Source organism: Actinomadura formosensis (genome assembly GCF_050948385.1).
Taxonomy (GTDB): domain Bacteria; phylum Actinomycetota; class Actinomycetes; order Streptosporangiales; family Streptosporangiaceae; genus Spirillospora; species Spirillospora formosensis.
The window spans coordinates 4,188,884-4,212,085 of record NZ_CP192011.1 but is presented as its reverse complement, the minus strand read 5'-3'; the positions used below and the strand labels follow the sequence as shown (position 1 = coordinate 4,212,085).

Here is a 23,202-nt window from a genome sequence, read left to right as displayed (position 1 = left end):
TTCTCCACGCAAGGCCGCGATGACGACGATCTCTTCCGGCCCCGACCGCGGACCACGGGGTGACGAGGGAGACGTCATGCGCGACCTGCCCGCCCGTCCCGATCTGGACCAGCTCCGCCACCAGGCCAAGGATCTGCTGCGCGCCGCCCGGCAGGGCGACCCCGAAGCGAGGGCGCGGATCCGCTCGGTCTCGGACCGGACCGCCCTTTCCTCCGCCCAGCTCGCGCTCGCCCGCGAATACGGGTTCGCCGGCTGGACGAAGCTGAAGCTGGAGGTCGAACGCCGGGACATTCTCAACAACCGGGATCTGTCCCGCCTGGCGAAGCTGCTGGCCGAACACCCGGAAATGGCCACCAGGAACCTCGAACGCTGGTCCGACCAGGCTCACGAAGAGCCGCTCGGCTACGTCACGATGATGCGGTTCAACCGCGACCGGCTCGGCCTGCCCCACCACCTGCCCGGCACCGGCGCGGTCGCGAGGGCCCTGATCGAGGCGGGCGCCCCGGTCGACGGGCGTCCCGGCGACCGGGAAACGCCGCTGATCACCGCCGCCAGCTACGGCGACGCCGAAGTCGCCGCCGTGCTGATCGCGGCCGGCGCCGACCTTGAGGCCGTTTCCGCCCCCGACTCGGGAGGCGTCCCCGGCGCCACGGCGCTCGTTCACGCGGCGGTGTTCGGGATGACCGGGGTACTGGACGTCCTGGTAGCCGCGGGGGCTCGTGTCGACAGCCTGGAAACCGCCGCCGCCGCCGGAGACATCGGCGGCTGGCCGCTCGCCCGGTGCACCCCGCAGAGCCGGCTGCGCGCGCTGGCGTTCGCCGCCGACCACCAGCGGCTGGACGTCATCGACCGGCTCGTCGCCGCCGGAACCCCGGTCAACGAACCGGACGCCGAATGGGGACGGCTGCCCCTGCACACCGCGGCGGGCAACGGCAGGGCCGACGCCGTCCGGCGGCTTCTCGGTCACGGCGCCGACCCCGACCTGCGCGACCCCGTGCACCGGCGCACCGCCCTGGAGGCATGCGAGCCACCGAACGGGCCCGTCCGCAGCCCGGCGCACGCCGAAGCCGCCGCCGTCCTGCGGCCGGTGACCGGACGCGGCAGCCGTCGCCCGCCGCGCGGGGAACCGGCCGGCATCCAGATCCGCATCGAGGCGCGGGACCTTCCCGGCCGCGACTGCGGGCCGTTCCGGGACATGCCGGAGCACCGCAACGTCCATGTCGGCGTCCAGCGGGGCAGGCGCCGCGACGAACCGCTGGATCCGCACCCCGGCGACGCGGCCACGGCCGTCTGGACCCTGGAGGCCACGGCGGTCCCTGCCCGGGCGGGCATCGACATCAGGGGCCCCTACATCCAGGGCACGCCAGGGGGCCGGTTCATCTACCTCTGCTGGGGCGTGGTGGACGACACCGGTGCCTTCGCCATGTTCCGCCGGGCGAAGCTGATGCTGGACGCCATCGACTCCACCACCCTCGAAGCCGCCCGGCGCTACGGGCGCCTCATCGCCCGGCTCGGGCTCACCGACTCCGGCGGCGGGCCGCTGTGCTCCACGGTCCGGCCGCCCCTGGTCGACTGGTCCGCGGGCCCCACCGGATAGCGGCCACCGCGCGGGCGGATCGCCGAGGGTTCAGGCGGGCGCCGCGCCGGCTCGGGTGCGGGGGCTCCGTGCTTCCGGACTCCGTCCTGATCGTCGTATTGACCGGCTTCTCAGCCAGGAGTGCTTGTGAACATGTCACGCCGTCAGGCGTTGCGGGCGGCGGTGCTCACCGCCGCCGGCGCGACGCTCGGTGCTTGCGCCTTGGGACAGGACGGCCGCCCGAGCGGAAAGGGGGCCGCCCCGGCGGCGGCCGCCCCGGGCGGGTGGCGTATGCCCGCTGAGTCGTATCCGCACCGGCTGACCTACATGTCGTGGCCCACCCGGCGGATCTGGGGGCCGTATATCGCCGGGGTCCGGGAGGACATCGCGCGGATCGCCCGGGTGATAGCCGAGTTCGAGCCGGTGGTGCTTCTGGCCGATCGGCGGGACGTGAAGGCGGCCCGGCGGGCGTGCGGTTCGGGGGTGGAAGTCGCGCCGATCCCGGTGAACGACCTGTGGATCCGGGACACCGGCCCGAGTTTCGTCCTGGGCGGCCCCGGCCGTATCGCCGGGATCGATCTCAATTTCAACGGCTGGGGTGGCAAGCAGATCCACGACCGGGACGGCCGGGTCGCCCGCGAGATCCTCGCCGACGAGCGCGTCGAGCGGATCCAGGCGCCGATCGTCGGCGAGGGCGGCGCCATCGAAGCCGACGGCCAGGGCACCCTGATGGCGACCGAAAGCTCGCTGGTCAACGCCAACCGCAACCCGGGCAAGTCACGTGAGGACATCGAGGACGCGCTGAAGGATCTCTGCGGAGCCACAACGGTGCTGTGGGTGAACGGCATCAAGGGCCACGACATCACCGACTGCCACATCGACGCTCTGGCGCGGTTCACCGAACCCGGCGTCGTGGTCATGAGCACTCCGGCCGAGGACGCCCCATGGGCCGGTGTCTACGACCAGGCCCACGACGTCCTGAGCAAGGCCGTCGACGCGCGGGGGAAGCGCCTGGAGATCGTGGAGCTGCCGGAGCCGGCCGCCATCGGCCGCCGCGGCGAGGAGTTCCTGGCCGGCTACGTCAACTACTACGTGATCAACGGTGCAGTCGTCATGCCGCGCTTCGGAGATCGGAAGGCCGACGCCGACGCCCTCTCCATCGTGCGTGACCTGTACCCGGACCGCAGGGTCGTCCAGGTGGCCGTTGACACCCTCGGTGAAGGCGGAGGCGGGATCCACTGCTCGACCCAGCAGATGCCCGAACGAGCCTGAAGCCTCTGCCCGGCCGCGACCCGTGTCACCTCGCGCCCGGCGCCGGAGGCGGCCCGGCACCTCGGCTGCGCAGGTCCCAGGGGCATGGCGCCGTCCTGGACGCGTCGAGGACGGGCCCAGCCTCGACGCATCCGGCGGTGCCTGAGATCAGGCCGGGAAAAGACGCGCCAGATACCCGTGGAGTGCGGCGACGGCGGCGTCCGGCGGGAGGCTCCCGGGACCGGCGTAGGCATGCATGGCCAGCCCGTCGACGAAGGCCCAGAGCGCGGCCGCCTCCGCCGCCGGGTCGGCGTCTTCGCCGATCTCGCCGCTCTGCCGGGCGGCCTCGATCGCCTCGGCCAAGTGGGCGCGCACTTCGTCGTGCACGGCGACCTGGACGGCCCGCAGCCGGGGATTGTCCACGGCGCGCCCGCAGAACGCGAGGTAGACGCGCAGTTCCGTGGTGCGTTCGGTGTCGAGGGGCAAAAATTCCAGGAGGCACCGCCGCAGCAGGTGGCGGACGGTGCCGTCACGGTTCAGCGTTCGCGTGACACGTTCGCGCGTCCGTTCGCAGACCTGCTGGAAGGTGAACAGCAGCAGCTCGTCCTTGCCGGAGAAGTAGTATCCGACGAGCCCCACCGACACGCCGGCCTTCTCGGCCGCGCGGGCGAACGTCACCCCTTCCATGCCCTCCACCGCGACGATGCGCCGCACCGCGTCGGCCATCTGGCGGCGGCGTTCATCGTGGTCGGCGACGCGAGGCATGTGAGGACTCCCGATGACACTGATCCGCCTGGCCGGTCACTCCGCCGGTACCAGCCCCTGGGCCAGATACCGGTGGAACTGCCAGATGGGACGCTCCAGGTGCGAGAACCGCCCGGTGCCCGAGGTGGCCGAGCCGAGACCGCGCTGGACCCCGCGGATCATCACGAGGTCCTCCGTCTGCACCTGATGATAGACGCCGCGGTAGACCTCCAGGATCTCCTCGTAGGCGGGAGCCCGCCGCACCTCCGGCGGGACGAGGATCGCGATCTGGGTGTCGTGGGTCGTCGGGCCCGTCGGCAGCCATCTGAACCACGCGGCGTGGTCGGGCATGACGGTCAGCACGAACAGCGGGAAGACGCCGACGATGAGCAGGCCCGATCGCTGCGCGGCGCTCAGACCCGGCACGGGCGGGAACAGGGTGGGGGCCACGTCGTGCCCGTCCTCCTCGCCCGCGGAGGCTTGCTTGCCCACGGGGTTGAACATCGAGAACCAGGCTCCGTCACAGTCGTCCACCTGTGTCGCCTGTCCCGGCAGCATGGGCTGCAGGCTGGCGGAGTGCGTTCCGATGTGGTGGTAGCTCTCCGAACCGTTCTCGACGGCGACCTTCCAGTTCGCCTCCACACCGGTCCAGGTCAGGGCTTCCGCCGTGAGCCATTCGGAAAGCCCGTACGCGCGCAGCCGCTCGGTGAGACCGGCCAGGCGGGGGGCGAGTGCCGCCGCGCCGGGATCGAAGTTGATCATGATGAAGCCGTTCCAGACCTCCAGCGCGAACGCGGGAAGGCGGCACGCCGAGCGGTCGAAGTCCACCTTGTGCATCAACGGCGCACCGGACAACTGCCCGGCGTACCGGCCGTCCAGCCGGTACGTCCAGGTGTGGTACGGGCAGGTCAATCTGGGCAGATTCCCCTGCCGGGGCGCTTGCTCGTGCGGCAGCACGTCCATGAACCGGTGCCTGCAGACCCGTGACAGCGCGTGCAGTTCACCGGCCTCGTCGCGGGTGATGACCAGCGCCTCGCCGAGCACGTCCACGGCCAGGTAGTCGCCCGGCTCGGGGACCTGGTCCACGCGTGCCACGCAGATCCACTCTCGCCGGAGGATCCGCTCCATCTCCAGGTCGTAGAGGCCGGGCGAGGTGTACGCCGCGCCCGGCAGCGTCCGGCTCTCCTCCAGGGGGAGGTCCGCGGTGTCGCGGACGTCCCTCAGCAGCGCGTCGAGGCCGGCCTTGTCGCTGCTGCGCCGATCGCTCATCGGCATCCCCTCTCATAGCGGCCACGGATGAACGCAAAATAACTGTACAGTCACTCAGTTATTTTGCAAGGGTCGACCCACGCCGGCCGGGGCGAGCGGGCGCCAGGTGGATCTAGGTACCATCCAGGTCGCCGCCATCAACATCTGGCTACAAGCCCTGGCCAGCACCACTTTCTAAACACTGCCTAGCTCAAGTGGCCCAGAACCTGTTTCCGTCGCGGTGGGTTGGGGCGCCGGCCAGGTGCGGCTGGTTCAGCGGTTTTGAAATGTGGACAGTGTGCGGGCTGCCGGCGTGAGCGCGGCGGCCAGGCGCCGGCAGTCGGGCTCGGGCAGGCCGCCCAGGTCGTCATCGAGGTCGGCGAGCAGGTCGGCCACCACCTCGGCGGCCAACGCGGCGGTGTCGGCGGCCGGGCCGAGCTTGCTGCGGGCCGCGTCCACTCGCGGCGGGGTGAGCCGCTCCACCGCGGCCGCCAGCAGCCAGGCCGGCACTCCCGCCGCTCCGCCGGGCGGCGGCACGAACGGCCGGGCGCCGTTGTAGCGGGCGTCCTCGGCAAAGTCGGGATGCTTGACCTTCAGTACCGGCCGCGGTCCCAGTTCGCTCGTATCCCAGGATCCGGCGGGCTTGAGGACGTAGCCCTCGGCGCGGTTATCGGGCAGTTCGGGAAGGCCCAGCGCATCGGGCACCAGCGTCGGGAAGTCGACCGGCAACTCTCCCAGCTTCTGCCGCCGGCCCTGCCCCACCAGCGGCACGCACTCCAAGCCCACACCGCTCACCAGTTCGGCCAGTTCTGCGCGGCTCATCCAGCGCGGTCCCGACGATGTGCTGACCGCGCCGTCGAACGCCAGCCATACCAGGTCAGGGCTGTACCACACGCCGGTCTGCACCGGGCCGACGCCCTCGACCGGCGGTACCCGCGGGTGCGGATAGCCTCCGCCGGCCAGTTCCCCGTACAAGACCACGTCCTGCCCGGCCGCCCGCGCCGCTGCCGCCGCCGTCGCCAGTACCGGCCACAGCCGCGCCACCCCGAAGAAGGTCTCAAGCCGATCCTCGTCCAGCAGCCCGCGCCGCCCGGCGGCCCGCGCCGTCCGGCCGTCGCTGACCAAAGCGAGATGGGCGCCGTGCACCTTCTCCTCGGCCACCCAGTTCCCGCCGGGCAACGGCCCGGCGCCGAACCGCTGCGGGATCTTCGGATACCACACGCCCTGACCCCCGTTCCGCGCCCGAACCTCCCTGCCGCCCGGCCGGGACACTCCGGCGGGCAGCCTCTCGGACGCCCACCTGAAGAGCAACCCATTTTCAGAACACGAGCGTTCTTAGCGTGGAACGTGGTCCGCCGGCTTCTCACTCCGCGAGTGGTTTGCCGCCGGGGGGATTGCGAAGGACGCCAGTGCTGCCAGGACCGCTACGCTCGCTGCGAGTGCGAGAGCCCCCGGCAGGGATCGGGTGACGACGGGGCCGGCGGCTGCCGCTCCCACGGCGAATCCTGTGATTTTCAGGCTGGCGCCGGTGGTGAAGATCTGGCCGCGCAGGTTTTCCGGGGCCTCCCGGTGGCGGATCGCGAACAGGGCGGCCAGTCGGGGGCCTTCGCCGATCCCGGCGATGACCACGGCCACGATGAGCACGGCTGGTCGCGCCGAGGTGGCCAGGGCCGGCGCGGCGGCCTGGATGAGGGCACTGGCCCAGATGACCGTGGCGGGGGAGACGGAGCGCGGAAATCGGGCGAGCAGGGCGTTGGCCGCCAGAGCGGAGATCGCGGCGCAGGAGAGCAGCACCACGCCGCGGCCGGCTCCGCCCAGGACACGCTCGCCCAGCAGCGGGATGCAGGCGGTCAGCATGCCCTGAGCGGCGCAGCAGACCACCGAGGTGAGAGTTGCCCGGGCCAAGAACGGATTGCCGACGATGACACGTATTCCGGCGGCGAGATCGCTGATCAATGAGGTTGTCCGGGCTCCTCGTACTCGGCCGGGACGGGCTGGCGGCGTCCATGCGGCCGGCAGCGCCAAGGCGATGAGCACGGCGGAGGTCACCACGGCCGCCGGCGCCCCCAGCGCCTCTGCCGCGCCGCCGGCGAGAGCCGGGCCGACCGCTTCTGGGACGGCCGCCCCCGACGTACGCCTCACCTCCGCCGAACAGGGCGCGGCCTTCCTTGGCGGAACAGTCGAACGCGTCCTCACCGCGGCGGACGAACTGGTCGCCCAGACAGGGGTGACGGAGATGACGGTCACCGACCTGGCCCGGCTCTCCGGAGTCCGCCCCGGCAGCATCTACCAGTTCTTCCCGACCAAGACGGCCGTGCTGGACGCCCTCGCCGAGCGCTACCTGATCGCCCTGGACCGGCAACTGGCCCCGCAACTCGGCGAACCCGACCGCCGCCCCACGCCGGACCTGCTGGAAGAGCTGTTCGAGGCGCACGTCTCCTACCTTCGCGAGCACCCCGGCTTTCGCGCCCTGTGGCTGGGGCGAGCCCACCTCACCCGGTTGCCGCGCCTCGACACCGAACGCGACGCGTTCCTGGCCGGCGCGATCGACCGCGCCCTGCAAGGCCAAGGCGCCGACCCCGAACGGACCGCGGCAGCCGCCAGACTCGTCGTCTTCGTCACCGGACACATCCTCGAACTGGCCTTCCAGCACGACCCCGCGGGCGACGCCGATGTGCTCGCGGAAGGGCGGCGGCTACTGACCGCCTACATCACCGACATCACGCCGCAGACCGGCGACGGCACACCGACATGAGTACGGCCGACCGGCCCGGCCGGTGAGCAGCGGAGCGCCCCGGTGCTCCCATGCTCGCCGGACCGGGCCGATGCTGAACGGAAAATGGAACCCCAGCCGGGCAGGCGTCAGCGTCCGTTCTGCGGGAGCGGAACGGTTGCTCAACTGCGGTCAGGCTGCTGGTTCGAGGGTGACCTGGTGGCCGAGGGCTTGGAGTTGGCGGACGAGGTCGCGGGTTTTGCGGGTGGGGTTGAGATGGCGTTGGTGCCAGTCGGGGCCGAGTTCTTGGTAGTGGGTGTCGGGGTCGTTGATCAGGTGCCAGGTGATGACGAGGATGGAGCGGGCGACGGCGACGATGGCCTTGGCGTGGCCGCGGCGTTTGACGATGCGCCGGTAGCGGGCGCCGAGGAAGGTGTCGGTGCGTGCGGCGGCGGTGGCGGCTTCGCCGAGGGCTCCTTTGAGCCAGGGGTTTCCTTGTCCGGCGGGACCGGCGGTGTTCTTGGCTCCGGACTGAATGGTTCTGGGGCATAGCTTCGCCCACGAGACCAGGTGCTCGGGAGTGGGGAAGCGGCTCATGTCCAGGCCGATCTCCGCGAGGATGATGTGGGCGGTGGTCGCTCCGACGCCTGGGATGTTGTCTAGGCGTTCGGCCACGTCGGCTGCGGTGTGGCCAGGGGTGGTGTCGGTTCCGGACGTGATAGCGGCCGGGGCGTCATCGTGCGGGCCGGTGATCTCTCCCAGGGTCTGGGTGATCAGCCGATCGAGTTCGCCGAGTTGTGCGGTGAGGTGGTCGACGGTGCCCAGCAGGATCCGCAGCAGGTGGGCGTGATGGTCCTCGAACTGTCCGGTGAGGGCCTCGGTGAGGGGCTGTGTCTTTTTGACCAGGCTGCCCTTGGCCAGGTCCGCCAGAGTCCGGGGGTTGCGTTCGCCGGCGACCAGTGCGTCCAGCATGGACCGGCCCGAAACACCGAAGAGGTCCGAGACGACATCGGACAACTTGATCTGCGCGTCTTGGAGGGCCTTGTCCACCCGGTGCTTGTGACGGGTGCGTTCCTGGACGAAGACGGTGCGGGTGCGGGTGAGGTCCCGCAGTTGACGGACCGGTTTCGGGGGCACGAACGAGGCCCGCACCATGCCGCGTTCGGCGAGTTTGGCCAGCCAGACCGCGTCCAGCTTGTCGGTCTTGGGCCGCCCGGGGACGTTCTTGACATCACGCGCGTTGACCAGCCAGCACTCCAGCCCCCGGTTCTCCAGAAGGTAGAAGAAGGGCCGCCAGTAGCTGCCCGTCGCCTCCATCACCACGCGTTGGACGCCCTGGCAGACCAGCCGGTCACCCAGTTCCAGGATCGAGTTCGTGGTCGAGGAGACATTCCAGACCTGCTGGACCCGCCGGCCCTCGATGGTGTCGTGCGGGACTCGCAGACAGACCATGCCCGATGCCTTGGCGATATCGATCGCCGCGACCCGGGCTACCGTTCCGTCGTCGTGATCCTCTCCGGTTTCCTGCATGGTCTTCCTCCCCTTTGCCGATCGTGCGGGCGGGGCCGCCCGGGGGGCCTGAGGGGAAACGGAGAAGCTGAACGGCGTGCTCAAGGCGACAGTGTGCGGCCCCTCGGACGGCTCCCTCACCAGACTCCTATGCGGGCTCACGACCCAAACATCAAGCGGCGTCGGCGGGCAGCCCCGCACCGAATTTTCACGCCCGCGGGGCGTCGCCGCAGGCGAACGGCTGACTCCTATGACCATCACGCCGCCCGCGAAGTCTCACAGTTCGGTGCTCGTCGGCTGTTGTGGGCGGCTACGCGGTCTGCTGCAGGGTGAGCGTCTGCGCGAGGAGAGCACGATCGAAATAGACCTCGTTGCGCTTGACCTTCGTCCCCTCCATCAGCACCAGGTCCATGCCGTCGATCTCGACCTGCCGGTCGCCGCCCGTGGGCCGCAGCGTGGCCCGCCACAGGACGGCGACGCCCTCGCCGCCCTCGAAGAGGTGGAACTCGCGCGTCGTCCAGTGCATCTGCCAGGCCGCGAACAGTTTGGAAAGGTAGCGGCGCATCGCCTCGCGTCCCTCGACCGGGCCGCGGGTGCTGGGGTCGCGGTAGACCAGGTCGTCGGTGTAGCGCTCCAGGACCGCCTCGACGTCCTGGCGGTTCCAGGCGTCGTACATCAGCCTGGAGTTCTGCTCGAACTCGGACACGTTCATTCCGGCTCCTTGGTCTCTGGGCGCCGCTCGGACGCGGTCGTGGTCTTCGAAGTGCCAAGCAGCGCCCGCAGGCGGCTGCCCGCCGCGCGGAGAGGTTCGGCGTCCCGCTGCGCCCGGGCGATCAGCAGAGCGCCCTCGATCGCGGAGATGACGAGCAGAGCCAGTTCGCGTGCCTCGGCGGCGTCGCGGCCGGTCTCCACGAGGCGGTGTTCGACGGCGCCGGCCCACTCGGCGAAGATCTCGCCGCAGGCGATCCGGACGGGTTCGGAGGTGAGCGCGGCGTCCATCGCCACCGAACCCACGGGGCAGCCGCGTGCCCAGCCCGAATCGCTCAGATCGGCCGCCAGGAACGCCACGATCTGGCTCACGGCGTCGCCGACATCGTCGGTGGACCGCAGGACCTGTTCGATCCCGCGTCCGATCTCCCGCCCGGAAGCACCGATCGCGGAGACCGCCAGCTCCTGCTTGCCGCCGGGGAAGTGGAAGTACAGCGAGCCGCGGGGGGCTCCGCTCTCGTCGAGGATCTGGTTCAGGCCGGTTCCGTGGTAGCCGTACCGGCGGTACAGCTCGCCCGCGGTTTCGAGCATGCGTGCTTTGGTCTCTCCTCGCCGAGCCATGTCCCTCCCGAGGTCGATGAGGAGAACATACTATGTAGACCGGTCTATTAATAGTCAGCGCCGGGGGAACGGAGAGAACCTGAAAGGATCCTTGCGCGCCTCTGGCCGACCGGCCGCCGCAGGAGGAAGCGGGACGCGGCTTGCCGTCCTGCTCGGACCGTGCGGACGGCCTGGGAGGGGGCGCTCGGTAGGTCTTCCCTGCTCGATCATGACTTGACGCGAAGCCCGGCCCTGTTCCATTCTTTTCTTACCAAACAAGTAGGGAAAGTGGGATTAGTCGTGCTGGGACGGACGATGAAGGCGGGAGCCGCGCTGGTGACGGTCGTTGCGGGGGCGGTGGCCTGCGGCGGGTCCGGGGACTCCGGCGGCAGGGTCCGGCTCTCGCTGGTGGCCTACTCCACGCCCCAGGCGGCGTACGAGGCGATCATCAAGGCGTATCAGAAGACGCCCGACGGCGAGAAGGTCACCTTCACCAGGTCGTTCGGCGCGTCCGGGGAGCAGAGCCGGGCGGTGGCGTCCGGGCTGAAGGCCGACATCGTCGGGTTCTCCTTGGAGCCGGACATGACACGGCTGGTGGACGCCGGCCTGGTCGACGCGGCGTGGAACTCCGGGCCGCAGAGGGGGATGATCACCAACTCGGTGGTCGTCCTGGTGACCCGCAAGGGCAACCCCAAGAACATCAAGACCTGGGACGATCTGCTTAAGCCCGGCGTCCAGGTGATCACGCCGAACCCGTTCACCTCCGGCGGGGCGCAGTGGAACATCCTCGCTGGATACGGCGCCAAGGCGAGCAAGGGCGCCGGCAAGGCGGCCGGGACCGCCTACCTGCACGCGCTGTTCAAGAACGTCCCTGTGCAGGACTCCAGCGCGCGCAAGTCGCTGCAGACCTTCGCGGGCGGGAAGGGCGACGTGCTGCTCTCCTACGAGAACGAGGCGATCTTCGCCGGGCAGAACGACCAGCCGATCGACTACACGGTGCCCGACTCCACCATCCTGATCGAGAACCCGGTCGCGGTGACCAGGAGGAGCGAGCACCCGGCGGAGGCCCGGGCCTTCCTGAAGTTCCTGCGGGGCAGGAAGGCGCAGGAGATCTTCGTCAAGAACGGGTACCGGCCCGTGGTGGACGGCGTTCCCGGCGCCGCGGCGTTCCCGAAGCCGGCCGGGCTCTTCACGATCGCCGACCTCGGCGGCTGGCCGAAGGTCAAAAAGGAGCTCTTCGACCCGAAGGGCGGGGTCATGGCCGACGTCGAGAAGGGCGTCGGCGTCTCGGTGGAGGGCTAGGTCCCTTGCCGACGTTCGAGAAGACGAGAGAGGCGCCCGCGGCCGGCCGCCGTACCGCCCCGCCCGCGTGGGGCGGTACGGCGGCCGGCGTGGGCACGGCGACGATTTTCCTGAGTGCGGTGGTGCTGATCCCGCTGGGCACGGTGCTGTGGCAGGGGACTGCGCAGGGGCCCGCGGCCTTCTGGGATGCGATCACCGCCCCGGACGCGTGGGCCGCGCTGAGACTGACGGTCGCCGCCTCGGTGGTGGTGGCGCTGGTGAACCTGGTCATGGGCACGCTGATCGCCTGGGTGCTCGTCCGCGACCCCTTCCCGGGCAGGGGCCTGATCGACCTGCTGATCGACCTTCCGTTCGCGCTGCCCACCATCGTGGCGGGCCTGGTCCTGCTGGCGCTGTACGGGACCGACAGCCCGGTGGGGATCACGCTGGCCTACACCCGGGCGGGGGTCGTGGTCGCGTTGCTGTTCGTGACCTTGCCGTTCGTGGTCCGCACGGTGCAGCCGGTGCTGCTGGAACTGGACGGCGAGATGGAGCAGGCGGCGGCCTCGCTGGGGGCGGGCTCCTGGACGATCTTCCGCCGGATCATCCTGCCGAACCTGCTGCCGGCGATGCTGGCGGGCACCGCGCTGGCGTTCACCCGGTCGATGGCCGAGTTCGGGTCCACCGTGCTGATCTCGGGCAATGTGCCGTTCAAGACGCAGGTGGCCGCCGTACACGTCTTCGGCCAGATAGAGAGCGACAACACCGCCGCCGCCGCGGCGGTGTCCACCACGTTGCTGATGGTCTCCCTTCTGGTACTGGTGACCATCGACCTGGTGCACCGCTGGGGGGCTCGCCGTGGCTAGATATGCCCTGCGCTGTGCCGTGCTGGTCTACCTGCTGTTTCTGCTGATCCTGCCGGTCGCCCTGATCTCCTGGCGGACGTTCGGCGAGGGCATCGGGTCCTTCGTCGGCGCCCTGACGACCCACTCGGCGCTGCACGCCTTCCGGGTCACCTTGGTGGTGGCGGGTTGGGCGGGGGCGCTGAACACCGTGTTCGGGGTGCTGGCGGCGCTGCTGCTGGTGCGGCACCGGTTCCCCGGCAAGCGCCTGTTGGGCATCTTGATCGATCTGCCTCTGGCGGTCTCGCCGGTGGTGGCGGGGTTGGCGTTGATCCTGGTGTACGGCCGGTTCGCCCCGGTGGGGGGATGGCTGGAGGACCGCGGCATCCAGATCGTCTTCTCCACGCCCGGGATGGTTCTGGCGACCGTGTTCGTCTGCCTGCCGCTGGTGGTGCGGGCGATCGTCCCGGCGCTGGAGGAGATGGGCGACGAGCAGGAGCAGGCCGCGCGAACCCTGGGGGCCGGCGGGTGGCAGACCTTCCGGCGCATCACCGTCCCGGGCATCCGTGCCGCCCTCGGCTACGGCATCGTGCTGTCGCTGGCCCGTGCGCTGGGCGAGTACGGCGCGGTGGCCGTCGTGTCCGGACGGACCGTCGACCAGACCCAGACCCTGACCCTGTTCGTCGAGGAACGCTTCCAGAACTTCGACGTGCACGCCTCCTACGCCGCGGCGCTCGCGCTGGCGGCCATCGCCGTCACCAGCCTCCTGGTGACCAGGCTTCTGCGACCCGAGGACGGCTCCTGATGGCCATCGACATCCGTCATGTCAGCAAATCCTTCGGCGACGCCCCGGTGCTGCGGGACGTGTCAGTGGACATCGCCGCCGGATCGCTGACCGCGCTCCTGGGCCCCAGCGGCGGCGGCAAGTCGACGCTGCTGCGGGTGATCGCGGGGCTGGAACGGCCCGACTCGGGGAGCGTCGTCATCTCCGGGCGGGACGCCACCGGGCTACCTCCGCAGCGCCGGGACGTCGGCTTCGTCTTCCAGCACTATGCGGCGTTCAAGCACCTGACCGTCTTCGACAACGTCGCGTTCGGCCTGAAGATCCGTAAACGCCCCAAGCAGGAGATCCGCCGCCGCGTCGGCGATCTGCTGGACCTGGTGCATCTCGGTCAGTTCGCCGGACGGTATCCGGCGCAGCTGTCGGGCGGTCAGCGCCAGCGCATGGCCCTGGCCCGCGCCCTGGCCGTCGAGCCCCGGGTGCTCCTGCTGGACGAGCCGTTCGGCGCGCTCGACGCCCAGGTTCGCAAGGAACTGCGGGCGTGGCTGCGCCGCCTGCACGATGAGGTCCACGTCACCACCGTCTTCGTCACTCACGACCAGGAGGAGGCGATCGAGGTCGCCGACACGATCGTGGTCCTGGCCGACGGCGCGGTGCAGCAGGCCGGCACGCCCACCGACCTCTACGACAACCCTGCCGGCCCCTTCGTCATGCGGTTCCTCGGACCCGTCACCGAGCTCGGCGGCGTCCTGCTTCGCCCGCACGACGTCCGGGTGACGGCTGAACCCGGCCCGGGCACCAGCCCCGCGACCGTCACACGTGTCGTCCGCCTCGGCTTCGAGGTGCGCGTCGAGTTCGCGTTGCGGACCGGTGAGGAGGAGCGGACGGCCTGGGCACAGATGACCAGGCGCGCCGCCGAGCATCTCGGTGCCCGGGTGGGTACCGAGGTCCATGTCAGGCCCGTTCCGCGAGCGGCCGCGGTGCCGGCGAGCTGATGCGGTCCGGGCGGAGGCGGTATCCCCGCCTCACCGCGGCGGTGGTGCATGGCGGCCAGGCCGGCCCACCGAACTCGGGGTACACCGGGATCTCGGGTTCTCCGCCGGCGAGGCGAGCGCGCTGTGCACGTGCACAAACTGGGCCCGCCGTTGCGCTGCCGCGGGCACATTGTGGCTTGTCGGCGCCGATTCTTTACTAGGGGCTACCCGTAGCGACCTCCCGGCGAGCCCACCCCCCGCTTGCCCCCCCCAGGAACCGAACCCCCCTCACGATCCGCCCCTGCGCGGTCACGAGGCATCCCCCTGCGCGGTCACCGAGGCATCCCCTGCGCCCTGGTACGCGAGAGAAGAGACCCCGAAGTGCGATCTGCCAAACGCTCACTGGTGGCCATCGCGGCCACGGCACTGCTGTCCCTGGTCGCGTGCGCCCCGCCGAGCAGCAATTCCTCCTCGAACGGCGCAGCCGGCGGCACCAAGAAGTACAAGATCTACCTGGACCTGAGTTACAGCGGTAACGCCTGGTCGAACGCGGCCGCGAACATGATCCAGGCGCTGGCCAAGACGCCGCCGTACAACCAGCAGGTCGAGTTCCACAAGATCATCTCCGGTGCGGACATCGCCAAGCAGATCTCCGACCTGCAGAGCATGATCAACTCCGGTGCCGACGCGATCATCTGCTACCCGCTGTCGCCGAAGGCCCTGAACGGCGTGGTGAACCAGGCCGCCGCCAAGGGCGTGAAGATGTTCTTCTACGACGGCACGGTGACCAGCCCGAAGGCGTACAACGTCAGCTACATCACCGCGGGCTTCGGGCAGAACTCCGCTCAGTACCTGGTCAACAAGCTGGGCGGCAAGGGCAAGATCTTCATGAACAGCGGCGTGTCCGGGACCGCCACCGACACGATCCACAACGAGGCCGCGAAGTCGGTGTTCGCGAAGTACCCGGGGATCAAGGTCGTCTCGCAGTACTGGAGCAACTGGGACGCGGTGCAGTCGAAGACCAACACCCTCAAGGCGCTCGCGGCGAACCCCGATGTCGACGGCATCTGGTCGCAGGACGGCGAGTACGGCGTGGTCCAGGCGCTGCAGCAGGCCGGACACAAGCTCATCCCGGTGACCGGTGAGATGTCGAACGGCTACCGCAACCAGCTGCTGACCCTGCACGACAAGGGACTGGTCGGTGTCTCCTCCGGATCGGCCCCGACGGTCGGCGCGTACGCCTTCAAGCTGGCGATGGAACTGCTCACCGGCAGGATCAAGGAGGGCGACCTGCCGCACAACACGGAGTTCCCGCTGCCGTGGGTGCCGTACGACCAGGTCAAGGTCGGTGACCCGCTGAAGCCGGCGGCCGGCGGCAACACCTGGCCGCTCGACAAGGTCCCGCCGGTGTTCGCGGCCGGCATCTACTACCCCGACCTGGTCCCGGAGATCAACTATGACTCCGCGATCAACGGCAACCCGGTGCCCGGGGCGACCATCAAGCCGATCGACCCGACCAAGATCGTCAAGGCGCCGGACGTGCCGGAGATCAACAGCGACACCAAGACGAAGCCCGCGGATCTGTTCAAGCTCAACCCCGAGTTCGTCAAACCGATCGACGCACCCTGACGACGCCGAGCAGCCGCGACCAAGGAGGAACGGTGCAGACCGTCCTGCAGGTGGACGACCTCACCAAGCGCTACGGCGCGACGACAGCCCTGGACCGGGTCACCTTCGCGGTGGCCAAGGGCAGCATCCACGCGATCATCGGCGAGAACGGCGCCGGCAAGTCGACGCTGATCAAGAGCCTGAGCGGCCTCCAGGTTCCGGACTCCGGCACGATGCGGCTGGACGGGGAGCTGTTCGCCCCGTCCAGCCTCGGCGAGTCACGCGGGCGAGGAGTCTCGACGGCGTTCCAGGAAATGAGCCTGCTCGGCAACCTGACCGTCGCCGAGAACCTCTCCCTGCCCCGGCTCGGCAGCGGCCGGCTCTTTGTCCGGCGGCGGCAATACGAGGCCGCCGCCGCCGAACTGCTGGCGAAGTACGACCTGCCCGGTCTGTCCCCGGCACAGCGGGTCGGTGAGCTCTCGCTCGCCGAGCGGCAGAAGCTGGAGATCGTCCGGGCGGTCAGCCACCGGCCGAAACTGCTGCTGCTCGACGAGCCGTCGGCCGCGCTGCCCGACGTCGAGTGGCTCTTCGGCCTCATCGAGAAGATCCGCTCGCCCGAGCTCACCATCCTTTACATCTCCCACCGGCTGGCGGAGATCCGGGATCTGTGCGGGTCGGCGACCGTACTGCGCAACGGGCGGGTGGTCGACACGGTCCGGCTGTCGGACGTGGACGACGGCATGGTCTTCACCCTGATGGGCGGTGCGAGTGACGACCAGGTCCGGGAGAAGAGAACGGGCCGCACCACCGGTGCTCCCGCCATTCAGGTCGACGGCCTGCGGGGCGACACCGTACGAGACCTCTCGTTCACCCTGCACGACGGCGAGATCCTCGGCGTCGCCGCGCTGGAGGGTCAAGGCCAGGCGGAGACGTTCCGCATGCTCGCCGGGGCGTCCCGCCCGAGCGGCGGAACCATCGCGGTGGGCGGCCGGCGGTCGAAGTACACGACCCCCGCGGGGGCGCTGCGCAGCGGGATCAGCTTCGTCGCCGAGGAGCGGAAGGCCGAGGGGATCATGCCCGGCATCTCCACGCTGGCGAACATCACCATCTCGTCGCTCGGCCGGACCAGCACGCTGGGTGTGGCGGCCGGGAAGAAGGAGTACCAGGCGAGTCTGCCCTTCGCCCGCAAGGTGGACTTGGACGAGCGGTATCTGCGGATGGACATCGACGCGTTGTCCGGTGGCAACCAGCAGAAGGCGATCCTGGCCCGCTCGCTGATGAAGGGCTCGAAATACCTGCTGCTGTACGACCCGTCGCGCGGCGTGGACGTCGGCACCAAGGCGTCGGTGTACCGGATGATGCGCGAGTTCACCGACTCGGGCGGCGCCGTGCTCTGGTACTCGACCGACCTGTCCGAACTGGTCGGCATCTGTGACCGCGTCCTCTGTTTCTACCGGGGATCCGTCGTGGCGGAGTTCCCCGGTCACGAGACCGACGTCGAAGAACTGTTGCAGGCCATCACCGGCCACGGCGCCGGCGAGAAAGCGGGCCAATCATGAGACGCGCCCTGTCCAGTGGCACCACCCTGGCGGCGATCATCCTCGTCGCCATGTACATCGTGTACATGTACTCGTCGATCGACGTGCTCACCACCGAGAACGCGACCGACCTGCTCAACAACGCCGCCCCCCTGGTCATCTCCGCGACCGGACTGACACTCGTGATCGTCGTCGGCGGCTTCGACCTCTCCCTCGGCGGAGTGGTCACGCTCGCGAACGTCATCCTGGCCACCCAGACCGGGGGGACCACCGGCAGCGCCGCCGTCGGCGTGCTGCTGGCGTTGCTCGCCGGTGTCGTCGTGGGCGCGCTGAACGGTTTCCTGGTGGCCTACCTGAACGTCCAGTCCATCGCCGCGACGCTGGGCACGTTCATCATGTGCAGCGGACTCGCGCTGGTCATCATGCCGTCGCCCGGTGGCAGCGTTCCGGAGTTCATCTCGCCCGGACTGATCTCCTCGGTGGGACCGGTTCCGGTGTCCCTGCTGGTCATCCTGGCCTGCGTCGTCGCCTATCTGGCGTTCCGGAGGACCCGGATGGGGATCCACATCTTCGCCGTCGGCCTGGACGAGAGCGCGGCGATCCAGTCAGGGATCAGGGCCGCGGCGGTCAAGTTCCGGGTGTACCTCGCGGCCGGCCTGCTGTACGCGGTGGCCGGAGTGATGCTCTCCGCGCTCACCGCCAGCGGCGACCCGAACGGAAGCGCCGTGTTCATGGTCCTGGTGTTCGCCGCGGTCGCCATCGGCGGCGCGAAGTTCGGCGGCGGCCGGGGCAGCGCGATCGGCAGCATTCTCGGCGCCGGCGTGCTCGCAGTACTGCAGAAGATGCTGTTCGCCGTCGGCGTGTCGACCTTCTACACCGGCATCTTCCAGGGCGCCATCCTCATCGTCGCCGTGCTGATCGGAATGATCAGCCTGCGCCTGGGCGAGACCCGCCCACGGGCCGTGACCACCGACCAGCGAGCACTCACAGGACGGCCGGCATGACCGCGATCTCCGCCCACTCGGTACGCCGGAGCCTCCCGGCCCTCAGCGGCCAGACAGGGTACATCCTGCTGCTGTTCGGCGTCACCGCGTTGCTGATGCCGCTGTCCCGGTTCGTCAGCCCGTCGCTCGGGTCGTGGAGCACCGTCTCCGCGATCCTGGTGATCTCGTCGATGCTGGTCCTGGTCGGATTCGGGCAGGGCCTGGTCATCCTGGTCGGTGAGCTCGACCTGTCGATCGCGTCGGTCATCGCGCTGACCGGCGTCCTCACCACGGCCTGGCTCGGTGAATCGCCCTCGCTCGTGACGTTCCTGGAGATCCTGGCGATCGCCGTGCTGATCGGCGTGCTGAACGGGATCGGGGTCACGGTGCTGAAGGTGCCGTCGTTCATCATGACGCTGGGCTCGCAGCTGATCGTCGCGGGCATCGCCCTCGGATACACCAAGGGAACCGTGCCCGGTACGACGCCGCGGTTTCTCGGCGACCTCATGCTCGGCAAGGTCCTGGGCGTGCCGACACCGATCCTGCTGCTGATCGGGATCGCCGTCGTGGGTTTCGTGATCCAGCGGTACACCGTCTTCGGCCGGCGGCTGTACGCGGTCGGCGGCAACCGGGCGACCGCCGCCATCGCCGGCGTGCACGTCAACCGGATGATCGTCGGCGCGTTCGCGGTGAGCTCGTTGTGCGCCGCCCTGACCGGGATGCTGCTGGTGGGCTACGGCGGCGGCGCGACCCTCGGGATGGGCGACGGGTACTTCCTCCCGTCGATCGCGGTCGTGGTCGTCGGCGGATCGTCGATCCTCGGTGGCCGCGGCAACTACCTGGGCACGGTGGCGGCGACGATCTTCCTGCAGACGATCTCCACCCTGATCCAGGCGCTCGGCATCAGCCAGGGCTGGCAGACCTTCATCTACGGCTGCCTGATCATCGCGGTCGTGGGTCTGCTCAAGCGGGACCTGGCCACCAAGGCCGGCCGCCTGCTCACCCGTCCCGGCAAGAGCTGAGCGGGTTCTTGCCCCAGCAGGCGCAGCGGATAGCGCGCCGATCCCATCGCCGTCCGGCCGGGCAGCCCCGGCCTGGACCACGCGGAGAGCGAGTCGATGTATTCAACCGATACGGCCCCGGGGTCCGAGGGGACCGAAGGACCACTGACACCGGCGGAGGTCGCGCGCGTCCTCCACGACGAGTACGGGCTGGACGTCGCGGAGCAGAAGGAGCTCGGCGGCGAGGTCGACCAGAACCGCTGGATTCGCACCAGCACTGGCGACGAGTTCCTGCTGAAAGCGTCGATGGGTGACGTCGACGACGCCATGCGCTGGCAGGAACGGGTCCTGGCACATCTCGCCACGGACGCACCGGACCTGCCGGTACCGCGTCTGATCCCGGCGACCTCCGGCGCCACCCTGGTACCGGTTGTCAGCGGCGACGGCCGCTACGTCGCGCGGCTGCTGACCTGGTTGCCGGGGACGATGATCGCCGAGCTCGAGGAGCAGCCCGAGACCCTGCTGACCGAGCTGGGGCGGGTGGCCGCACGGCTCACCCAGTCCCTCGGCCGGCTGGACTCCAAGCCCTCGCAGTCGCACGCCTGGGACCTGCGGACCGCGCACGTCGTCGTCGACGAGGCCCTGCCGTTCGTCGAGGACGGCGACGACCGGGAGCTGGTCGCGCGGGTGATGGGCTGGTTCGAGCGCGTCCGGCCCCGGCTGGCCGGCCTGCCGGCCGGCGTCGTGCACCAGGACCTGAACGACTTCAACGTGCTCGTGGAGTCGGGAACCGAGCGGATCAACGGCATCCTCGATGTCGCCGACGCGCTCCACACCGCCCGCGTGACCGAGGTGGCGGTCGCCGTCGCCTACGCCATGCTCCGCAAGGCCGACCCGCTCTCGGCGGCGGCCGCGGTGGTCCGCGGCTTCCACTCGGTGGCGCCGCTGTCGGAGGACGAGATCGCGGTCATCTTCCCGCTGGCCGCGGCTCGCCTGTGCTTGAACGCCACCGTGTGGACGCGGCGTACCAGCTCCTCGGACCACGCCTACGGGCGCAGCCGGATGCAGTACACCTGGCCGGCGCTGCGGAAGGTCGCGCGGATCGCGCCGAGCTTCGCGGAGGTGTCCCTGCGGGCCGCGTGCGGCTTCTCGACCCCGCGAACACTCGGCGAAGCGAGCCCCGCAGGCCGGCCCGCAGTCGCCGAAGCCCTGATCGAGGTGGACCTGTCACCGGCCGGCGATCTGCTGGACGACGTCGACTGGTCCGACGCCGGCGCCGTCGCCTCGGTGGTCGACGCCCTGCTCGGCGACCGGACCACCCGGGTCGGCTTCACCCGCCACCTGGCACCGTCCCTCCTCTGGTCCGCCCAGCGGGCGACCGGTCCCGCGGAACCCGCCACCGTCCAGCTCGGATCGGCCCTGCTCGCCCGGGTCGGGTCGGCCGTCGGTCTCCCGGTCGCCGGGGAGGTCGTCAGCGTTGCCGGTCCCGCCGTACTGCGGCACGCGGCCGGCGCCGTCACGTACTGGACCTCCTGGTGGGGTGTCGACGTGAGTCATCAGCCCGGAGACCGCCTGGACGCCGGAGATCAGCTCGGTACTGTCGCCGCCCCACCGGAGAAGCCGGGCCTCGGTGCCGTGGTCCAAGTCCAGGTGCTGGCCACCGAGGATCTCGCCGTCGCGCCGCCTCCCCGCCGCGTCCGGGTCAGCGAGGTCCCCGCCTGGCAGGTGCTGACGGCCGACCCGGAGAGGTTCCTCGGGCTGCCGGCGCGGGCCGGCGGCCGGCGGCTGGACGGCGAAGGCGTCGCCGCGCTTCGCGACCGCCGCCTGGCACGATCCCAACGCGCCTACTACCGGCGGCCGCCCAACTTCGTCCGCGGTCGCGGTGTCTGGCTGTACGACGAATACGGCCGCGGCTATCTCGACGCGATCAACAACGTCACCCACGTCGGCCACGCGAACCCCCGGATCGTCGACGTCGCCACGGCCCAGATGAAGAAGCTCAACACCAACAGCCGTTTCCTCTACGAAGGCATCGCCACGTACACCGAGCGGCTGGTCTCGACCCTGCCCGCGCCGCTGGAAGTGGTCTTCCTGGTCTGCACCGGCAGCGAGGCCAACGACCTGGCGCTGCGCATGGCCCGGCAGGTGACCGGCCGGACCGACGTGATGGTCATCGACGGCGCGTACCACGGCAACACCGCGGCGGTGATGGGCATCAGCCCGAACCGTTACAAGGGCCCGGGCGGCCGCGGCGCACCGCCGACCACGCACGAGGTGGTCCGGCCCGACGTGTACCGCGGACCCCACGGCCGCGGCGAACCCGATGCCGGCCGCCTGTACGCCGCCGACGTGGCCGCCGTCGCCCGGCGGCTGGTCGACGAGGGACGGCCGCCGGCCGCCTTCATCGCGGAGTCCCTGATGGGCACGGCCGGGAACATCGTCTTCCCCGACGGGTACCTGCGCGGAGCCTTCGAGGCGGTCCGGGCCGCGGGTGGCCTGTGCATCTCCGACGAGGTCCAGGTCGGGGTCGGCCGGCTGGGCTCGCACTTCTGGGGCTTCCAGGTCCAGGACGTGGTGCCGGACATCGTGACGATGGGCAAGCCGCTCGGCAACGGTCATCCGATCGCGGCGGTGGTGACGACACGCGAGATCGCCGACGCCTTCGACGACGGAGTCAAGTACTTCAACACCTTCGGCGGCAACCCGGTCTCCTGCGCGATCGGCACGACCGTGCTCGACATCGTCCAGGGCGACGGACTGCAGGAGCGCGCCGCCGAGGTGGGCGCCTACTTCCTCCAATCGCTGCGGGACCTCAAGGCCCGGCACGAACTGATCGGCGACGTCCGCGGCCGGGGCCTGTACCTCGGCGTCGAACTGGTCCGGAACCGCGACACGCTGGAGCCCGCGGCCAGGGAGGCGATGGCCGTCAGCGAGCGGATCAAGGACACCGGCGTCGTGGTCTACCCGACCGGTGCCCATGACAACGTTCTGAAGATCAAACCGCCGATGATCTTCGGTCCCGAACACGTCGACATCTTCACCGGCGCGCTCGACCAGGTGCTGACCAGGGGCAGGGCGGAAGGATGGAATTGACAGCGATCGACATCAACGCGGACGCGGGCGAGAGTTTCGGCCGCTGGGTGCTGGGACGGGACGCGGAACTGCTGCCGCTGGTCACCACGGTCAACATCGCCTGCGGCTTCCACGCCGGCGACCCGGCCGCCATGCGCCGCTCGCTGATCCTGGCGCGCGGCCTCGGCCTGTCGATCGGCGCGCATCCCGGCTACCCCGACCTGCTCGGGTTCGGCCGGCGGCGGCTGGCGACCAGCACCGAGGAGGCGCTCGACTACATCGTGTACCAGACCGGCGCGCTGCACGGGCTGGCGCTGACCGAGGGGATCGAGCTCAGCCACGTGAAGCCGCACGGCGCCCTCTACGGCCAGGTCGCGGAGTCCGCCGAGCTCGCCCTCGGCGTCGCCCGCCAGCTTCAGTCGATCCGGCCGGGCCTCGCGCTGCTGATCGCGCCCGGCGCGGGCGCGAAGGCGGTTCGGGAAGCCGGGCTCCCGGTCGTGCTCGACGCGGCGGCCGACCTGGAGTACGACGACAGCGGCTGGAACATCATCGAGCCCGTGCCGGGTGAGAAGGATCCGGCGGCCGTCGCGGAGCAGGCGGCCGGACTGGCACGGGGCCATGTCACGACCGTGTCCGGCAAGCGGGTGCCGCTGGCGGCCGAGTCGCTGTGCGTGCACGGGGACCGTCCGAACGCTCCGCAGATCGCGCGCGAGGTCCGGGCCCGGCTGGAGGAGGACGGCATTGACATTCGCAGCGCCTTCTCCCGCTAGCGC

General features: G+C 70.2%; 20 protein-coding genes. 13 read left to right on the top strand and 7 right to left on the bottom strand.

Features of this window, described 5'->3' with window-relative positions:
• Window positions 1-76: 76 nt before the first annotated feature.
• Window positions 77-1,597: a DUF5990 family protein gene (locus ACQP1N_RS20250; RefSeq protein ID WP_433225946.1), complete on the top strand. Its 1,521-nt coding sequence runs from the start codon at window positions 77-79 to the stop codon at window positions 1,595-1,597.
• A 132-nt stretch (window positions 1,598-1,729) separates the two neighbouring features.
• Window positions 1,730-2,848, top strand: a complete 1,119-nt coding sequence (locus ACQP1N_RS20245) for an agmatine deiminase family protein (protein WP_165488330.1) — start codon at window positions 1,730-1,732, stop codon at window positions 2,846-2,848.
• Between the two features lie 147 nt (window positions 2,849-2,995).
• Here ACQP1N_RS20245 and ACQP1N_RS20240 read toward each other — a convergent pair whose 3' ends face one another.
• The 4 genes from ACQP1N_RS20240 to ACQP1N_RS20225 all read right to left on the bottom strand — a co-directional run bounded on the left by ACQP1N_RS20240 (window position 2,996) and on the right by ACQP1N_RS20225 (window position 6,961).
• Window positions 2,996-3,592, bottom strand: a complete 597-nt coding sequence (locus ACQP1N_RS20240; RefSeq protein WP_433225943.1) for a TetR/AcrR family transcriptional regulator — start codon at window positions 3,590-3,592, stop codon at window positions 2,996-2,998.
• A 36-nt stretch (window positions 3,593-3,628) separates the two neighbouring features.
• Complete coding sequence (locus ACQP1N_RS20235) at window positions 3,629-4,840, bottom strand: aromatic ring-hydroxylating oxygenase subunit alpha (RefSeq protein ID WP_433225941.1); 1,212 nt, start codon at window positions 4,838-4,840, stop codon at window positions 3,629-3,631.
• A 252-nt stretch (window positions 4,841-5,092) separates the two neighbouring features.
• Entirely contained in the window at window positions 5,093-6,040 is a 948-nt protein-coding gene (locus ACQP1N_RS20230) for an RNA ligase family protein (protein WP_433225939.1), read from the bottom strand.
• 114 nt (window positions 6,041-6,154) lie between these two features.
• Window positions 6,155-6,961, bottom strand: coding sequence for an MFS transporter (locus ACQP1N_RS20225; RefSeq protein ID WP_433225937.1), 807 nt, complete (start codon window positions 6,959-6,961; stop codon window positions 6,155-6,157).
• On the opposite strand from ACQP1N_RS20225, the gene ACQP1N_RS20220 reads away from it, so the two are divergent.
• Window positions 6,849-7,574, top strand: coding sequence for a TetR/AcrR family transcriptional regulator (locus ACQP1N_RS20220; RefSeq protein ID WP_433225935.1), 726 nt, complete (start codon window positions 6,849-6,851; stop codon window positions 7,572-7,574). The two genes, ACQP1N_RS20225 and ACQP1N_RS20220, sit on opposite strands and share 113 nt — an antisense overlap.
• Before the next feature lie 150 nt (window positions 7,575-7,724).
• Here the strand turns inward: ACQP1N_RS20220 and ACQP1N_RS20215 are convergent, their stop codons facing one another.
• The 3 genes from ACQP1N_RS20215 to ACQP1N_RS20205 all read right to left on the bottom strand — a co-directional run bounded on the left by ACQP1N_RS20215 (window position 7,725) and on the right by ACQP1N_RS20205 (window position 10,340).
• Complete coding sequence (locus tag ACQP1N_RS20215) at window positions 7,725-9,062, bottom strand: IS110 family transposase (protein WP_067808169.1); 1,338 nt, start codon at window positions 9,060-9,062, stop codon at window positions 7,725-7,727.
• Between the two features lie 289 nt (window positions 9,063-9,351).
• On the bottom strand, window positions 9,352-9,753 hold the full coding sequence (locus ACQP1N_RS20210; protein ID WP_433225932.1) for a nuclear transport factor 2 family protein: 402 nt from the start codon (window positions 9,751-9,753) through the stop codon (window positions 9,352-9,354).
• A complete protein-coding gene (locus tag ACQP1N_RS20205; protein WP_433225930.1) occupies window positions 9,750-10,340 on the bottom strand; it encodes a TetR/AcrR family transcriptional regulator in 591 nt (196 codons plus the stop codon). The genes ACQP1N_RS20210 and ACQP1N_RS20205 overlap by 4 nt, the downstream gene beginning before the upstream one ends.
• Window positions 10,341-10,649: 309 nt before the next feature.
• On the opposite strand from ACQP1N_RS20205, the gene ACQP1N_RS20200 reads away from it, so the two are divergent.
• From ACQP1N_RS20200 to ACQP1N_RS20155, 10 genes are all read left to right on the top strand, one after another.
• Entirely contained in the window at window positions 10,650-11,651 is a 1,002-nt protein-coding gene (locus ACQP1N_RS20200; RefSeq protein ID WP_433225928.1) for a sulfate ABC transporter substrate-binding protein, read from the top strand.
• 5 nt (window positions 11,652-11,656) lie between these two features.
• Window positions 11,657-12,496, top strand: a complete 840-nt coding sequence (gene cysT, locus ACQP1N_RS20195) for a sulfate ABC transporter permease subunit CysT (protein WP_433225926.1) — start codon at window positions 11,657-11,659, stop codon at window positions 12,494-12,496.
• Window positions 12,489-13,277: a sulfate ABC transporter permease subunit gene (locus tag ACQP1N_RS20190; protein WP_433225924.1), complete on the top strand. Its 789-nt coding sequence runs from the start codon at window positions 12,489-12,491 to the stop codon at window positions 13,275-13,277. The genes cysT and ACQP1N_RS20190 overlap by 8 nt, the downstream gene beginning before the upstream one ends.
• A complete protein-coding gene (locus ACQP1N_RS20185) occupies window positions 13,277-14,248 on the top strand; it encodes a sulfate/molybdate ABC transporter ATP-binding protein (protein WP_067793865.1) in 972 nt (323 codons plus the stop codon). Before ACQP1N_RS20190 ends, ACQP1N_RS20185 begins: the two co-directional genes overlap by 1 nt.
• 360 nt (window positions 14,249-14,608) lie before the next feature.
• Window positions 14,609-15,856 carry a sugar ABC transporter substrate-binding protein gene (locus ACQP1N_RS20180; RefSeq protein WP_433225921.1) on the top strand — a complete coding sequence of 416 codons (1,248 nt, stop codon included), beginning with the start codon at window positions 14,609-14,611 and terminating at the stop codon, window positions 15,854-15,856.
• Window positions 15,857-15,888: 32 nt separating this feature from the next.
• Window positions 15,889-17,394 (top strand): sugar ABC transporter ATP-binding protein, encoded by a 1,506-nt coding sequence (locus ACQP1N_RS20175; RefSeq protein ID WP_067793863.1) that lies wholly within the window; start codon window positions 15,889-15,891, stop codon window positions 17,392-17,394.
• On the top strand, window positions 17,391-18,377 hold the full coding sequence (locus ACQP1N_RS20170) for an ABC transporter permease (protein WP_433225919.1): 987 nt from the start codon (window positions 17,391-17,393) through the stop codon (window positions 18,375-18,377). The genes ACQP1N_RS20175 and ACQP1N_RS20170 overlap by 4 nt, the downstream gene beginning before the upstream one ends.
• Entirely contained in the window at window positions 18,374-19,378 is a 1,005-nt protein-coding gene (locus ACQP1N_RS20165; RefSeq protein ID WP_067793861.1) for an ABC transporter permease, read from the top strand. The genes ACQP1N_RS20170 and ACQP1N_RS20165 overlap by 4 nt, the downstream gene beginning before the upstream one ends.
• A gap of 96 nt (window positions 19,379-19,474) precedes the next feature.
• Window positions 19,475-22,450: an aminotransferase class III-fold pyridoxal phosphate-dependent enzyme gene (locus ACQP1N_RS20160; RefSeq protein WP_433225916.1), complete on the top strand. Its 2,976-nt coding sequence runs from the start codon at window positions 19,475-19,477 to the stop codon at window positions 22,448-22,450.
• Window positions 22,441-23,199 carry a LamB/YcsF family protein gene (locus tag ACQP1N_RS20155; RefSeq protein ID WP_433225914.1) on the top strand — a complete coding sequence of 253 codons (759 nt, stop codon included), beginning with the start codon at window positions 22,441-22,443 and terminating at the stop codon, window positions 23,197-23,199. Before ACQP1N_RS20160 ends, ACQP1N_RS20155 begins: the two co-directional genes overlap by 10 nt.
• Window positions 23,200-23,202 lie beyond the last annotated feature (3 nt).

Bases quoted from the DNA above. Each gene is read 5' to 3' on its own strand.
- ACQP1N_RS20250 (WP_433225946.1), top strand. From the start codon at position 77: ATGCGCGACCTGCCCGCCCGTCCCGATCTGGACCAGCTCCGCCACCAG.
- ACQP1N_RS20245 (WP_165488330.1), top strand. From the start codon at position 1,730: ATGTCACGCCGTCAGGCGTTGCGGGCGGCGGTGCTCACCGCCGCCGGC.
- ACQP1N_RS20165 (WP_067793861.1), top strand. From the start codon at position 18,374: ATGACCGCGATCTCCGCCCACTCGGTACGCCGGAGCCTCCCGGCCCTC.
- ACQP1N_RS20185 (WP_067793865.1), top strand. From the start codon at position 13,277: ATGGCCATCGACATCCGTCATGTCAGCAAATCCTTCGGCGACGCCCCG.
- ACQP1N_RS20160 (WP_433225916.1), top strand. From the start codon at position 19,475: ATGTATTCAACCGATACGGCCCCGGGGTCCGAGGGGACCGAAGGACCA.
- ACQP1N_RS20170 (WP_433225919.1), top strand. From the start codon at position 17,391: ATGAGACGCGCCCTGTCCAGTGGCACCACCCTGGCGGCGATCATCCTC.
- ACQP1N_RS20220 (WP_433225935.1), top strand. From the start codon at position 6,849: ATGAGCACGGCGGAGGTCACCACGGCCGCCGGCGCCCCCAGCGCCTCT.
- ACQP1N_RS20240 (WP_433225943.1), bottom strand. From the start codon at position 3,592: ATGCCTCGCGTCGCCGACCACGATGAACGCCGCCGCCAGATGGCCGAC.
- ACQP1N_RS20235 (WP_433225941.1), bottom strand. From the start codon at position 4,840: ATGAGCGATCGGCGCAGCAGCGACAAGGCCGGCCTCGACGCGCTGCTG.
- ACQP1N_RS20210 (WP_433225932.1), bottom strand. From the start codon at position 9,753: ATGAACGTGTCCGAGTTCGAGCAGAACTCCAGGCTGATGTACGACGCC.
- ACQP1N_RS20205 (WP_433225930.1), bottom strand. From the start codon at position 10,340: ATGCTCGAAACCGCGGGCGAGCTGTACCGCCGGTACGGCTACCACGGA.
- ACQP1N_RS20215 (WP_067808169.1), bottom strand. From the start codon at position 9,062: ATGCAGGAAACCGGAGAGGATCACGACGACGGAACGGTAGCCCGGGTC.
- ACQP1N_RS20155 (WP_433225914.1), top strand. From the start codon at position 22,441: ATGGAATTGACAGCGATCGACATCAACGCGGACGCGGGCGAGAGTTTC.